At 64.0% G+C, this 12,520-nt stretch carries 11 protein-coding genes; 7 read left to right on the top strand and 4 right to left on the bottom strand.

Translation table 11 applies throughout. From position 1 onward, the window contains the following. Positions 1 to 74 precede the first annotated feature (74 nt). Both RI444_RS03490 and RI444_RS03485 read left to right on the top strand, forming a co-directional pair. Entirely contained in the window at positions 75 to 1,433 is a 1,359-nt protein-coding gene (locus RI444_RS03490) for an Ig-like domain-containing protein (protein WP_207605120.1), read from the top strand. Positions 1,434 to 1,624: 191 nt separating this feature from the next. Then, a complete protein-coding gene (locus RI444_RS03485) occupies positions 1,625 to 2,449 on the top strand; it encodes a DUF1684 domain-containing protein (RefSeq protein ID WP_069694651.1) in 825 nt (274 codons plus the stop codon). Between the two features lie 71 nt (positions 2,450 to 2,520). Here RI444_RS03485 and RI444_RS03480 read toward each other — a convergent pair whose 3' ends face one another. Continuing rightward, entirely contained in the window at positions 2,521 to 3,738 is a 1,218-nt protein-coding gene (locus tag RI444_RS03480; RefSeq protein ID WP_062095154.1) for an acyl-CoA dehydrogenase family protein, read from the bottom strand. After that, positions 3,735 to 4,526: an SDR family NAD(P)-dependent oxidoreductase gene (locus tag RI444_RS03475; protein ID WP_062095152.1), complete on the bottom strand. Its 792-nt coding sequence runs from the start codon at positions 4,524 to 4,526 to the stop codon at positions 3,735 to 3,737. Before RI444_RS03475 ends, RI444_RS03480 begins: the two co-directional genes overlap by 4 nt. A 93-nt stretch (positions 4,527 to 4,619) precedes the next feature. Here RI444_RS03475 and RI444_RS03470 point away from each other — a divergent pair, with 93 nt between their 5' ends. The 4 genes from RI444_RS03470 (at position 4,620) to RI444_RS03455 (ending at position 9,757) form a co-directional block, all read left to right on the top strand. Next, positions 4,620 to 5,771 (top strand): glycoside hydrolase family 76 protein, encoded by a 1,152-nt coding sequence (locus RI444_RS03470; RefSeq protein ID WP_179014351.1) that lies wholly within the window; start codon positions 4,620 to 4,622, stop codon positions 5,769 to 5,771. Between the two features lie 182 nt (positions 5,772 to 5,953). Continuing rightward, the gene (locus RI444_RS03465) at positions 5,954 to 6,997 is read left to right on the top strand and encodes an iron ABC transporter substrate-binding protein (protein ID WP_207605121.1); all 1,044 of its coding nucleotides are present in this window, start codon (positions 5,954 to 5,956) and stop codon (positions 6,995 to 6,997) included. Between the two features lie 4 nt (positions 6,998 to 7,001). After that, a complete protein-coding gene (locus RI444_RS03460) occupies positions 7,002 to 8,597 on the top strand; it encodes an ABC transporter permease (RefSeq protein ID WP_170828561.1) in 1,596 nt (531 codons plus the stop codon). Next, a complete protein-coding gene (locus RI444_RS03455) occupies positions 8,594 to 9,757 on the top strand; it encodes an ABC transporter ATP-binding protein (RefSeq protein ID WP_207605122.1) in 1,164 nt (387 codons plus the stop codon). Before RI444_RS03460 ends, RI444_RS03455 begins: the two co-directional genes overlap by 4 nt. Before the next feature lie 57 nt (positions 9,758 to 9,814). On the opposite strand, the gene RI444_RS03450 is transcribed toward RI444_RS03455, so the two are convergent. Then, a complete protein-coding gene (locus RI444_RS03450; protein ID WP_207605123.1) occupies positions 9,815 to 10,438 on the bottom strand; it encodes a YdeI/OmpD-associated family protein in 624 nt (207 codons plus the stop codon). Between the two features lie 104 nt (positions 10,439 to 10,542). Here RI444_RS03450 and RI444_RS03445 point away from each other — a divergent pair, with 104 nt between their 5' ends. After that, positions 10,543 to 11,259: a hypothetical protein gene (locus RI444_RS03445; RefSeq protein WP_207605124.1), complete on the top strand. Its 717-nt coding sequence runs from the start codon at positions 10,543 to 10,545 to the stop codon at positions 11,257 to 11,259. A 2-nt stretch (positions 11,260 to 11,261) separates the two neighbouring features. Here RI444_RS03445 and RI444_RS03440 read toward each other — a convergent pair whose 3' ends face one another. After that, positions 11,262 to 12,518, bottom strand: coding sequence for a M20 family metallo-hydrolase (locus tag RI444_RS03440; RefSeq protein WP_207605125.1), 1,257 nt, complete (start codon positions 12,516 to 12,518; stop codon positions 11,262 to 11,264). Between the last annotated feature and the right edge of the window lie 2 nt (positions 12,519 to 12,520).

The raw sequence follows: 12,520 nt of genomic DNA, 5'->3' as shown, positions 1-12,520 counted from the left end.
CGTCATGATCATCCTCAAGCGACCACTCATTAATGACGAAAATCTTTCGAGGATGCTAAGGACTTCCCAAAAAAATGAATAAACCGCTTCACATGAAGACCACCGCGTTGATGGCCGCATTTCTGGCTGTCTTCCTGACCTCTCTAGCGCTGGTCTGGGCTGCGCAGCCGGCCACTGCTGCAAATATTCCCGGAGCCAGCATCAGCATCAGCACAAACTCCGTAGTGACAAGCCAATGGGACCAGGTCGATCTGACCTGCGAGTGGAGCGTGCCGGACCACTCGCAGCCCGGGGACACCTTCCAAATGCAGCTGCCCCAAGAGCTTCGCTGGTTCGGCGCAGCATCGTTTGACCTGGACAATCCCGAAGGCGAAACTGTTGCCACCGCGGTGGCCGATGACTCGGGATTGGTGGTCTTTACCCTGACTGACTTCGTTGCCACGCACCCGCTTAAGGTGGGCGGCACGTGCAACTTCTCGACGCGTTACGCGGAGGTTCCGGGTGATGAGGAACGCGAGCAACTGGAATTCACCGTTGGCGATCGTGTTGTCCGTGTACCTGTAACCGTCACCCCCTGCGTCACCGACTGCACGCCGGCACCGGAATCTGCAGGCAAGGCGATGTGGTGGGCTGATGCGGGTCAGACACGGCTCGAGTCCATCATTTACATGCCGCCCATGCCCTCGCGTTCAAATGACGTGACGGTGACGGATACTCCTTCCGCAGGGATGGAAATTGACTGTGACGACGTCACACCGCGCGTTGGCCGAACCGTCAACGCAAACGGCAACATCACCGATCCCATGGAAACCGATCGCTACCCCGCTGTTATCGAGTGCACACCGCAGGAAGTAACGGTGACGTGGACGGGTCTTCCCAGAGGGGAACGCGTTGAGCTTTTCGTCGTCACCGAGGTTACGGATGCGACGTTGGATGCCTACACGAACACCGGCACTGTGACGATCGACGGCATCGAAAATCCGGTCGGCGCAGAAACCCGACGGACCAGCGCCGAAGGAACCGGCGACGGCACCGCCACTCCGACGCCCACGCCCACGCCGACCACAGCCACGCCGACGCCTACGCCTACGCGCTCCAGCAGCACACCCACGCCCACCCCAACACCCACCACCGCCACGCCGACACCGACGCCTACGCCGACCACGCCCATGCCCACACCCACCATGACGGAACCCGCAACAGCCGAGCCCAGCACCTCGGCTGCGACGCCCTCCACGCCGGTGACAACACCCGCAGTCGAGGCTCCGAGCCAAACGCCGGAACAGCCAAAGAAGGTCCAGGACGACACTGAACTGGCCAGCACGGGAGCCAACGGTCCGGCCTTTATCTTCGCCGCAGCCGCCTTGTTGGCATTGGGTTCACTGCTCGCCTTCGGCGCAGCACGGCGGTCGTCGCAGCGTCGTTCGCACTAAGGGCGTTGCCACGATCCGGCTCGCGCTGGCATGTATTGGGGGCCAGCGCGAGCCGCTCCATTTAAGCAGCCACGAAATTAAGGTGGGGGTAGCTGAAAAAGGGAAAGGAATTTTTACCCCTGCACCACGGTTTGTCCGTACGGTTGAAGTCCTCCAATCCATGGAGAACAGTCAAGGAACTGAGGAGAACCATGAGCGCGCCCACCACGGCTGATCAACAACTGGCACGCTGGGAGAGGTTCCGGGCAGGCCGCAACGCCGCGTTGGCGGCCGACCACGGATGGCTGACGCTCACGTCCTTCCAGTGGTTGGGGTCAGTCCCCGAACCCCTTGAGCTGGTCCCGGGGTTTTGGTCCACCGACGGGGCCTCCGCGACGCTGACGGCCGCGGCGGAAGACGGGTTGACGTTTGTTTCCTCGGGTGACCCTGTAATAGGGACCTACTCAGAAACCCTCCAGGACGAGGAGTCGCTGAACTGGGTTCAGTACGGCGGGTTGGACGGCACTCAGGTGGTCGTGGAGTTGGCCATGCGTGCGGACAAGTACGCCATCCGCACGCGTGACAACGGCTCCGCCGTCTACACGGAGTTCTCCGGCGTCCCCACCTACCCCTTCAACCCGGAATGGGTGATCAGGGGGAGGTTCGAGGCGTATGAGAATCCGGTGGAGGTTCCCATCGGCACAGCAAACCCGTTGGTAGACGGTGTGCATGTGTCCGTTGGCGAAGTGGTGTTCCACGTGCCCGGGATAGCGCACGAGGTCAGGCTGCATGCAGAAGCCGAGAAGCTGGGTGCCCTCAACGTGACCTTCCACGACGAGACCAATGGAGACACCACGGACGAGTGGCGCAAGGTCTTCATTCCCAAGCCTCGCCCGGACGGTTCGGTGATCATCGATTTCAACCGTGCCATCAACTACCCCAGCGCGTTCACGCCCTATGGCACCTGCCCCATGCCCGTCCGTGGCAACTCGATCGATGTTCGCGTTGAGGCGGGCGAAAAGCTCCCCGCGGACTAACGGGGACCAACGCGCACCAACGCAGGCCAGCAGCGAACCCGCAGACCCACAACGCCGGCCGGACCACTCCGTCAAACGATCGCCGAGTGTCCCGTCACCGCACGGCCCACAATCAAAGAGTTGATCTCAAAGGAACCTTCGTAGGTAAAGATCGCCTCGGCATCCGCGAAGACCTTGGCCATGCCGAAATCGGTCACAATACCGTTTCCACCCAGGATGGACCGGCCCATCGCGACGGTTTCCCGCATCCGTGCGCTGCAGTATGCCTTGGCCAGGGCAACTTGTGCCATGTCAGCCCCACCATGCCGCACGCCGTGGGCGTCAGTGAAGATCCCCTCCTGGAGTTGGGCAATACGGACCATCATTCCCATGCTGGCGGTGGCATTGCCCAGCATGTTCACCAGCTGTTGCTGGATGAGTTGGAACCTTGCGAGAGGCCTGCCGAACTGAGTGCGTTCCACGGCGTACTGCCGGGCGATGTCGAAGGCAGCCAACTGCTGCCCAACGGCCTGCCAGGCCACCATGATCCGGGAGCCCCTCAGGAGATGGTTGGTGTCGGCGAAGCTACTGATTCCTTCGAACCGGTCGGCTTCCAGGACCTGCACATCCTCGAACCGGATGTCGGCGTTTTGGACGGTTCGCAGGGCCACTTTGTTTTCGATGCGGGTCCGAGTGATTCCCGGCAATGAGGCGTCCACAATGAAGCCCCGGATCGAACCGTCTCCCTCGTCCTTGGCCCACACCAGCATGTAGTCACAAAACGTCCCGTTGCCGATCCAGCGCTTGGCGCCGTTGATCACCCAATAGTCGCCGCCGTCGGACTCCGGCCTGGCGACGCGCCGGGCGGTGGTCTCCATGCCGCCGGCGACGTCGGATCCGTGATCCGGCTCGGTCAAGGCGAAGGCGCCGGTGGTGCGGAGGTTGGAGGCGTCGTCGAGGTAGCGGTCCTGCTGGGCGTCACTGCCAAAGTCGTAGAGGGACTCAACGAAGAGATCGTGGTGCACCATGAAGAACGTCGCAATTGAGGTGTCAACACGGGTCATCTCCGCGATGACCAGCCCAGCGAAGAGGTGCGTGTAACCGCGCTGGGCGGGTGCACTCAGACGCAGTGCCGCCAGCTTGGGAAGGATGTGCTCAGGGAACTCCGCGCGGTCCCACCACTGGCCGGCGTAGGGTGCGATCTCGGTGTCGAGGAACGCCCGCAGCTCCTTGAGCTTGCGTTGTTCCTGGACGCTGAGGAGCGATTCGAAGTCAAAGAAGTCTGCCGCGGGGAGTTCCTCGCCCATCATTTGAGCCCCATGCGGATGGCGCCATCAAGCCGGATGGTTTCGCCGTTGATCATGGCATTCTCCACGATGTGCGCTGCCAGGTTGGCGTACTCGGCGGGCCGGCCCAACCGGGCGGGGTGGGGCACCTGCTGGCCCAGGGATTCCTGTGCTGCCGGCGGCAGGCCGGCCATCATGGGCGTCTCGAAGATGCCGGGCGCGATCGTTGCTACCCGGATCAGCGAACGCGCGAATTCGCGGGCGAGAGGCAGTGTCATTGCCGCAACGGCGCCCTTGGACGCCGCATAAGCCGGCTGCCCGATCTGCCCTTCGAATGCCGCCACGGAGGCGGTGTTGATGATGACTCCGCGCTCCGGGCCACCTAGCTCGGTTGTAACCGGTTCGTTCTGCACCATGGCGGCGGCAGCGAGCCGCACCACGTTGAAGGTCCCCACGAGGTTGACGTGGATGACCTTGTTGAAAGCCTCGAGGGGTAGCACGCCGTCGCGGCCAAGGACCTTGCCGGGCGTTGCGATTCCGGCGCAATTGACCACGATCCGGAGGGTGCCCAGGGCCGCCGCGGCATCGATGGCGGCCTGGATTTGGGCTTCGTCGGTGACGTCGGCAGCCGAGAAAACTGCTTGCTGCCCGGAGGACGTGGCGTTCAATGCAGCGGCGTATTCCTCCCCGGCTGACTGGGGCAGGTCCACCAGCACCACCGAAGCTCCGGCGTCGAATAGCCTCCGCGCGGTGGCCGCTCCCAGCCCCGAGGCTCCCCCTGTTACCAGCGCAACCGTGCCTTTGATGTCCATCCATCCTCCTTGATGCAGACCCAAATCCGTTAATGCATGTTAACTGGAATCCCGGCCCGGCGCACGTCACTTCCTCCCCGCTAGGCTTGATCCATGCCCAGCACGAGCGCAGAACCACCCCTGTCCGCAGTACCGGCAGCAGTATGGGGAGAACGGGCCGACGCTGCAGCGCGTTCCGTGACGCGAACTTTCGGAAAGCGGCTCTTCTTCCTGCCCGGCACCCACATCGGCGCCGTCAGCTTTCCGGGCAGGTTCAGCCTCTTCGGCCCATGGCACTACTGGTGGCAGGCCCATTATGTGGATTGCCTGGTGGACGCGGGCCGCAGGGAACTCGCCTCGGGAGCAAGGTTCGACGGCGCCTCCCGCCCCAGCGCGGGCAGGCTCGCTTCCCGGCTGGTGACCACCATCCGGCTCCGGAACCGCTTCCGCTTCGTCAACCATTTCTATGACGACATGGCTTGGCTCGCGCTGTCGACGTTCAGGCTGGAGGAACTGGCCCGGGAGACCCGCAAGCCCGGACGGCGCCGCAACGCCTACGTTCGCAGGTGCCTCACGTTGCAGTTCGATTCTGCGGCTACGGAAGACCTGGGCGGCGGAACTTACTGGAGTACCGCGAGGGATTTCAAGAACACGCCCGCCACGGCTCCGATCGCACTGTATTTTGCCAGGACAGGGCAGAGGGACAAGGCGAAAGCCTTGGTGGCGTGGCTCAACACCAGGCTTCTGAACCAGGACACGGGCCTGTATATGGACGGCCTGCGGATCAGGAACGGCGAGCCTGTTCTTGAGAGCGCCGTCTACACCTATAACCAAGGTCCCGTACTCGGCGCGCTTCTGGAACTGGGCGGAGCAGTCGAACTGGAACAGGCGTCGAGGCTGATCGAGGCAATCGGCCGCGGCCTGACCCTTCCGGGTACCGGCGTCGTCCGCTGCGAGGGCACCGGCGATGGCGGCCTCTTCACCGGAATACTCTTGCGCTACCTGGCCTTGGCCGCCCGGGACGCCAGGCTCCCGGAGTCAACCCGCTCGGCGGCAAGGGACCTTGTCCTGTCTACCGCCGAGGCCCTGTGGACGGGTCGTTCGGAACGGACCCCCGGCGGCCGGGAAGCCTCCAGGCCCCGCCTCATCTTCTCTTCCGATCCACAGCGTCCGGCCGGCGAAACATATCCAGAGGGGTCCGCCGTCGAACTTTCCACCCAACTTCAGGCGTGGATGGCATTGGAAGCGGCCGCAACGCTGGGCTAGGGAATTACGTCACGCAAAACTTGTGTAATTGACGTGATCCTTGTCACATAAGGCCTTCAGGGCTTCGTAAAGAAGGGTTGCCTAACCTACGCTTTTCACAGCGGGCACCCCGAATCCCCGCCGCCCGCAGAGGCCCGGACCGTCTTCCGGGCACCCACATCTGTTCGCAGAAAGAAGTCCGCATGAAGCTCCGCAAGAACGCGCTGGCAGGAATCGCTCTCGCCGCCACTGCCGCACTCGGCCTCGCCGCCTGTGGCTCCAACTCCGGCGCCCCGGCCGCCTCCGAATCCGCTTCCGGTGAAGGCATCACGGTCTACAACGCCCAGCACGAAAGCCTCACCAAGGAATGGATCGACGCTTTCACCAAGGAGACCGGCATCAAGGTCACCCTCCGCCAGGGCTCGGACACCGAAATGTCCAACCAGATCATCCAGGAAGGCGCAGCTTCCCCGGCCGATGTATTCCTGACCGAGAACTCACCCGCAATGGCGCAGGTTGAGAACGCCGGTCTCTTTGCCGACGTCGACAAGGCAACCGTCGACCAGGTTCCCGCCGAGTTCCGCCCCTCCACCAACAAGTGGACCGGCATCGCTGCCCGCTCCACCGTCTTCGTGTACGACAAGAACAAGATCAGCGAAGACAAGCTGCCCAAGTCCATGCTGGACCTGGCCAACCCTGAGTGGAAGGGCAAGTGGGCTGCGTCCCCCACCGGCGCCGACTTCCAGGCAATCGTGTCGGCCCTCCTTGAACTGAAGGGCGAGGCCGCTACCGAAGAGTGGCTCAAGGGCATGAAGGAAAACTTCAAGGCCTACAAGGGCAACAGCACCGCCATGAAGGCCGTGAACGCCGGTGAAGTGGATGGCGCGCTGATCTACCACTATTACTACTACGGCGATCAGGCCAAGACGGGCGAGAACTCCAAGAACGTCACCCCGTACTACTTCAAGAACCAGGATCCGGGCGCCTTCCTGTCCGTTTCCGGCGGTGGTGTCCTGAAGTCCTCCAAGCACGCTGAGGACGCGCAGGCATTCCTGAAGTTCATCACCGGCAAGAAGGGCCAGGAAATCCTGAAGAACGGCACCTCCTTCGAGTACGCCATCGCCTCCGGGGTTGATGCCAACGAGAAGCTGGTTCCCATCAAGGAACTCCAGGCTCCCACCGTTGATCCCGCAAAGCTCAACTCCACAAAGGTCACCGACATGATGACCAAGGCAGGACTGCTGTAACTACGTGAGTACCGACCTTTCGGCTTCCGGCACCCAAGCGGGAAGCACGACGACGGCGGGCAAGGGCAAGCGCCCTCGCCCGCCTTTCGGCGTCTCAACGGTGTCCGTCCTGGCCATCCTGACGGCGCTCTTTTCACTTCTGCCGCTGGGCTACGTGGTCTACATGACCGCCGCGACGGGCTGGGACACCGCCGTCGAACTCATCTTCCGGCCCCGCGTCGCGGAACTGCTGCTCAACACCATCCTGCTGATGGTGATTACGGTCCCCGCCTGCCTGGTTCTTGGCGTGGGTGGAGCATGGCTCGTGGAGCGCACCAAACTGCGCGGCCACCGCTTGTGGGCGGTGGCACTGGCTGCCCCGCTGGCCATTCCGGCCTTCGTGAACAGCTACTCGTGGGTGTCCGCCGTGCCGTCCCTGGCGGGGATTTGGTCCGGCGTCCTGATCGCCACGCTTTCCTACTTCCCGCTGGTCTACATTCCCGCCGCGGCGACGCTCGGCCGCCTGGATCCGGCGATCGAACAGTCCGCTGCATCGCTGGGTTTGGGCCCGTGGGCTGTTTTCTTCCGGGTTGTCCTGCCGCAGCTCCGGATTGCCATGTCCGGCGGGGCGCTCCTGGTGGCACTCCACCTGTTGGCCGAATACGGCGCCTTTGCGATGATCCGCTTCGATACTTTTACGACGGCGATCATGGTTCAGTTCCAGTCGACGTTCAATGGCACCGCGGGAAACATGCTGGCCAGCGTCCTGGTCTTCCTGTGCCTGATCCTGCTGGTCGTGGAGGTCCGGAGCCGCGGAACAGCACGCTACGCCCGCATCGGTTCCGGGGCGCAGGCCAAGGCAACCCGCATGCCCCTGGGCCTCTACCAGGTTCCTGCACAGCTGGCTCTCCTGGCGCTTACCGTTCTGGCGTTCGGAGTTCCGGTGTGGTTCGTGCTGCGCTGGATTGTGGCCGGCGGCCTGGACGTCTGGGCCGCGGATGAGTTCATTCCGGCGCTGCTGCAAACGCTCATGTACGGTGCGGTCGGGGCCCTGGTCACCACCATCGTGGCGTTCCCCATGGCCTACCTGGCGGTGCGGCGCCCCAGCTGGTTCAGCAAGATGCTGGAACTTTCCAACTACATCACCAGCTCCCTTCCGGGAATCGTGGTGGGCCTGGCCTTCGTCACGGTGAGCATCCGTGTGCTGCCGGGCGTGTACCAGACCGCCGGGGTGCTGATCGCCGCCTACGTGCTGCTGTTCCTTCCCCGGGCCCTTGTGAACCTGCGGGCCGGGCTCGCCCAGGCGCCCAAGGAGCTCGACGAAGCCGCGCAGTCCCTGGGCAAGGCGCCGCTGGTCTCCTTCTTCCGGGTCACCCTCCGGCTTTCGGCACCGGCAGCTGCCGGCGGTGCGGCCTTGGTGTTCCTGGCCATCGTGAACGAACTGACGGCCACCCTGCTGTTGTCGCCGAACGGCACCAGGACCCTCGCCACGGAGTTCTGGAGCAAGAGCAGCGAGATCGACTACACCGGCGCAGCCCCCTATGCACTGCTGATGATCCTGCTCTCGGCACCCATGACCTACCTGCTTTTCCAACAGTCCAAGAAAGTTGCCGGACAGTGACCGAACAATCCCCTTCCCGACTCCCCGCGCCGCGTGTGGCACCCTCGGTGGCCTCCTCCACCAACCCACACTTGGACATTGCCGAGGTCACCAAGAACTTCGGTTCGCAGTCCGTGCTGAAAGGGGTCAACCTTTCGGTCGCCAAGGGCGGGACCACGGCGATCGTGGGACCCTCCGGTTCCGGGAAGACCACCCTGCTGCGTTTGATTGCCGGGTTCGAACATCCGGACACCGGGTCCATCAAGCTTGATGGCACCCCGGTGGCAGACCGCAATGTTTGGGTTCCCGCCCACAAACGCCAAGTGGGTTACGTGGCCCAGGACGGTGCGCTGTTCCCGCACCTCTCCGTGGGGCAGAACATCGCCTTTGGCTTGGATGCCGGAAAGCTCGACGGCGGCCGCCGTGCGGTCAAGGAACGGGTCGCCGGGTTGCTCGACATGGTCTCCCTTGACCCGGCCATGGCAAAGCGCCGGCCGCACCAGCTTTCCGGCGGCCAGCAGCAACGGGTGGCCCTGGCCCGCGCCCTGGCCCGCGAGCCTGAATTGATGCTGCTGGACGAGCCCTTCTCTGCTTTGGATGCCGGCCTGCGCGTTGCTACCCGCCGGGCCGTCGCCAAGGTACTCAACGAAGCCGGCGTAACCACTATCCTGGTCACCCACGACCAAGCCGAAGCCCTCTCCTTCGCCGACCAGGTGGCCATCATGCGCGGCGGCAAGCTGGCTCAGATCGGCAACCCTTTCGTCGTCTATACCCGCCCCGCGGACCGGGCCACAGCGGAGTTCCTTGGAGACGCAGTCTTCCTCGATGCGTGGATGGAAGGCTCCTTGGCCACCTGTTCCCTGGGCGGAATTCCGGTACGCCGGCCACCGGCCCAGGGCAAGGTCCAGCTCATGCTCCGGCCGGAACAGATCCGGATCGCCCCGGAGGGTCCTATCCGCGGCGTAGTGGTGGACACTGACTACTTCGGGCCTGAAACCACCGTTCGCATCAAGCTCGGAGACTACCGGGCACCGGACGGCAGCGCTTCGGGCAACAGCCACCGGTACCCCGGCGGTGGAGAGATCATCACCATCCGCCACTGGAACGCGTCCATCACCAAGCCCGGGACCGAGCTAAGCCTCCGTGTCATAGGCGAAGGCGTGGCGTTCCCCATCGAGTAGCCCAACTGGGTCGCATTTGTGCGCGTTTTGAGCCCTGTAAACGCGCACAAATGCGACCTACTTGGGTGGGGTTTGGGGCTTCGGTGGGGTACTGGGTTTTTTGCGCTGCGGGTACGGGGTTTCGTGGCGGGCCAGCATCTGCACGAAACCTGCAATTTTTCGCGCCCGGGTGTCGGCCCCCTTGACGTGGTTGGTCCTGTGAATGAGGGCGAAGCGGTTCTGGGAGGTCAGTACCTCGAACATCGCCTGCGCCTCGGGCACGGCGGCGATGGCCGCGGCAAGATCGTCCGGAACCACCGAATCGGCGGGGCCTGCATAGGCGGCCTCCCAGCGTCCATCGGCCTTGGCGGCGTCGACGGCGGCACGCCCGGCGTCTGTCATCTTGCCTTCGGATTCGAGCCGGGCAATGTGCCCCACGTTGCGCGCCGACCAGATGCTCCGGCGGCCCCGGGGCGTCATCCGTTGAAAGTAGCTTTCGGCGTCGCGGCTCTTGGATTGTCCATCGATCCAGCCGAAGCAAAGGGCCTCGTCCAGCGCGGCGTCGTAATTAAGCTCCGTGACGTTCCCGCCCTTCTTGTGCAGGATCAGCCACACACCCGGGCTGTCAGCGGCGTGCTTGGACAACCAGTCACGCCATTCGGAAGCATCGGCAACCATCAGTTCTTCGAGCTCAACGGCCATGGCCCCATTCTGCTGGCAACTGCCCCACATGCGGAAGCGGAGTCAAAACACCTTTCACGGCATAGGCTGAACCGCAGAGACCCTGCCGCGCCCAAGGAGGAGCCATGCTGCGTGCCCGCCCGACCCATTTCACGTCCCGGCTTGAACCATGGGTTGAGCTGCTGGAAGCTTTGGGGCTGGTAGCCACGTCCGAGGCCCGGGACCGGGTGGAGTTCGACGCCGGATCCGGTCGCCTTGCGCTGCAGAGGGTCAGTCACCAGCAATCCGAACCCCGGGACGGCAGCACCGCTTTCGGTGTGGAGGTCGGCGTGCTGGAAGAATTTGCCCGACGCACCCGTGACGACGGCACCCGTGCCACGGTCACGGAATCCGCGCAGGGCGAGACCGTACACGTCATCGGCCGGGATGGTTTCAGCTTCTTCGCCGGCCAGGCCCAACGGGCACCTGACGGCAGTTGGGCTACCTCGGACAAAGCCGACCCGGCACTTGCCGTGGTGGCCACGTGGGTGAGTTCCGACGTCGACGGTTCCGCCCGGGAGCTCGCCAACATCGGCGCCCGTCCCCGGACAGCCGACGACGAATCCGCGACCTTCACCACCAAGAACGGCGGGATCCTGCAGGTGATTCACGGAACCGCCCCGGAGTCCGGAGACCTGGCCTTCGAGTACGACGGCGGCTTGGAACCTTTGCTGGAGCGGCTGCACGAAGGGGGCATTGACGCGAGGATCGACGACGATGTCCTGTACGTCGCCAACCCGGATGCCGTGGGCGGCTCCGCGCCGGCGTCCATGGTGATCCGGAAACCGGCACCGGGTAAATAAAGCTACTCCTCCAGCGCCCCGTCGCAGAGCCTGCCGACCACCTCGGTGAGCATGGCCAGCCCGGCCACGATGTCCTCGTCCTTGGTGTACTCGTGTTCGTTATGGGAGATGCCGTCCACGCTGGGCACAAAAAGCATCACCGTGGGAACAAGATCTTTCATGTTGGTGGAATCGTGCCCGGCCAACGTCATGACTTCCTTGTTGGAGAGCCCCAGTTCGGCCGCGACCTTTGCTGCCAGCTCCACGCCTTCGGGCTGGTATGGCGTGACGGCCCAAGAGTGCGAATGGTGCTGCTCCACTGTGACGTTGGCTGCCCGTTCGATGTCCGCAATACGTGCGTGCAGCAGGGCGTCAGCCTCGGCCAGGACGCTTTCATCGGCACTGCGCAGGTCAAGGAGCAGGTTCACGCGGGAAGGCACCACCACCGGCGAATTCGGGTAGACGTTGAGCTGACCGACGGAGGTGTGCAGGACTCCGGGGAAACGGTCGGCCAGTTCGCGGGCCGCCACCACCAGCATGGAGGCTCCCAACAGGGCATCCTTGCGGTCCGCGATCACGGTGGAACCGGTGTGCGCCTGTTCACCGTGGACCACGAATTCGTACTTGTTGGCGGCCCAGTTGGAGCTCACCAAGCCGATGGTGATCCCTTCGCGTTCCATGCTTCGGCCCTGTTCGATGTGGATCTCGGCGCAGTAGGCGGCCTGCGGCCCCTCGAACGAACCGCGGCAGCCAATCGCGTCCAGGGCATCACCTACCGTGACCCCGGCGGCGTCCCGGGTGTTGAGCGCCTCCTCAAGATCGAGCTTGCCCGTGTAGACGGAGGAACCCATCATGGACGGCTTAAAGCGGCTGCCTTCCTCGTTGAACCAGTTCACGACGGCGAGGTTGAACCTGGGTGCCGGTGCGCCTGCCTTCCAGCGCTCCACCAGACGGAACGCGGCGTGGGCCGCAGCGAGGACACCGTAGGCGCCGTCGTATCGTCCCGCCGTCGGCTGCGAATCCATGTGCGAACCGACCACCACGAACGGAGCACCCGGTACTGCCTCGTAGAGGCCCCACTGGTTGCCCGCGCGGTCGAACTTCACGGTGAAACCGTGCTCCTCAAGGAGCGCGGTGAGCCACCGCCGCTGCTCGCCGTCCGGGATGGTGGCTGCCTGGCGGTCCACGCCGCCGTTTTCGGTGGCGCCGAATGCGCTCATAGTGTGGAAATCCTGCACGAAGACGGCGTCCCGGGCAGTGAAGCTGGTTGTGGTGGTCATGT

This window comes from Paenarthrobacter sp. AT5 (genome assembly GCF_032764245.1).
Taxonomy (GTDB): Bacteria; Actinomycetota; Actinomycetes; order Actinomycetales; family Micrococcaceae; genus Arthrobacter; species Arthrobacter ureafaciens.
The sequence above is the reverse complement of the archived record's forward strand: the minus strand, read 5'-3'. Positions and strand labels throughout refer to the sequence as shown.

Coding starts and splice junctions, on each gene's coding strand:
- RI444_RS03450 (WP_207605123.1), bottom strand. CDS start 10,438: ATGGCCGTTGAGCTCGAAGAACTGATGGTTGCCGATGCTTCCGAATGG.
- RI444_RS03470 (WP_179014351.1), top strand. CDS start 4,620: ATGCCCAGCACGAGCGCAGAACCACCCCTGTCCGCAGTACCGGCAGCA.
- RI444_RS03475 (WP_062095152.1), bottom strand. CDS start 4,526: ATGGACATCAAAGGCACGGTTGCGCTGGTAACAGGGGGAGCCTCGGGG.
- RI444_RS03485 (WP_069694651.1), top strand. CDS start 1,625: ATGAGCGCGCCCACCACGGCTGATCAACAACTGGCACGCTGGGAGAGG.
- RI444_RS03445 (WP_207605124.1), top strand. CDS start 10,543: ATGCTGCGTGCCCGCCCGACCCATTTCACGTCCCGGCTTGAACCATGG.
- RI444_RS03480 (WP_062095154.1), bottom strand. CDS start 3,738: ATGATGGGCGAGGAACTCCCCGCGGCAGACTTCTTTGACTTCGAATCG.
- RI444_RS03465 (WP_207605121.1), top strand. CDS start 5,954: ATGAAGCTCCGCAAGAACGCGCTGGCAGGAATCGCTCTCGCCGCCACT.
- RI444_RS03490 (WP_207605120.1), top strand. CDS start 75: ATGAATAAACCGCTTCACATGAAGACCACCGCGTTGATGGCCGCATTT.
- RI444_RS03440 (WP_207605125.1), bottom strand. CDS start 12,518: ATGACCACCACAACCAGCTTCACTGCCCGGGACGCCGTCTTCGTGCAG.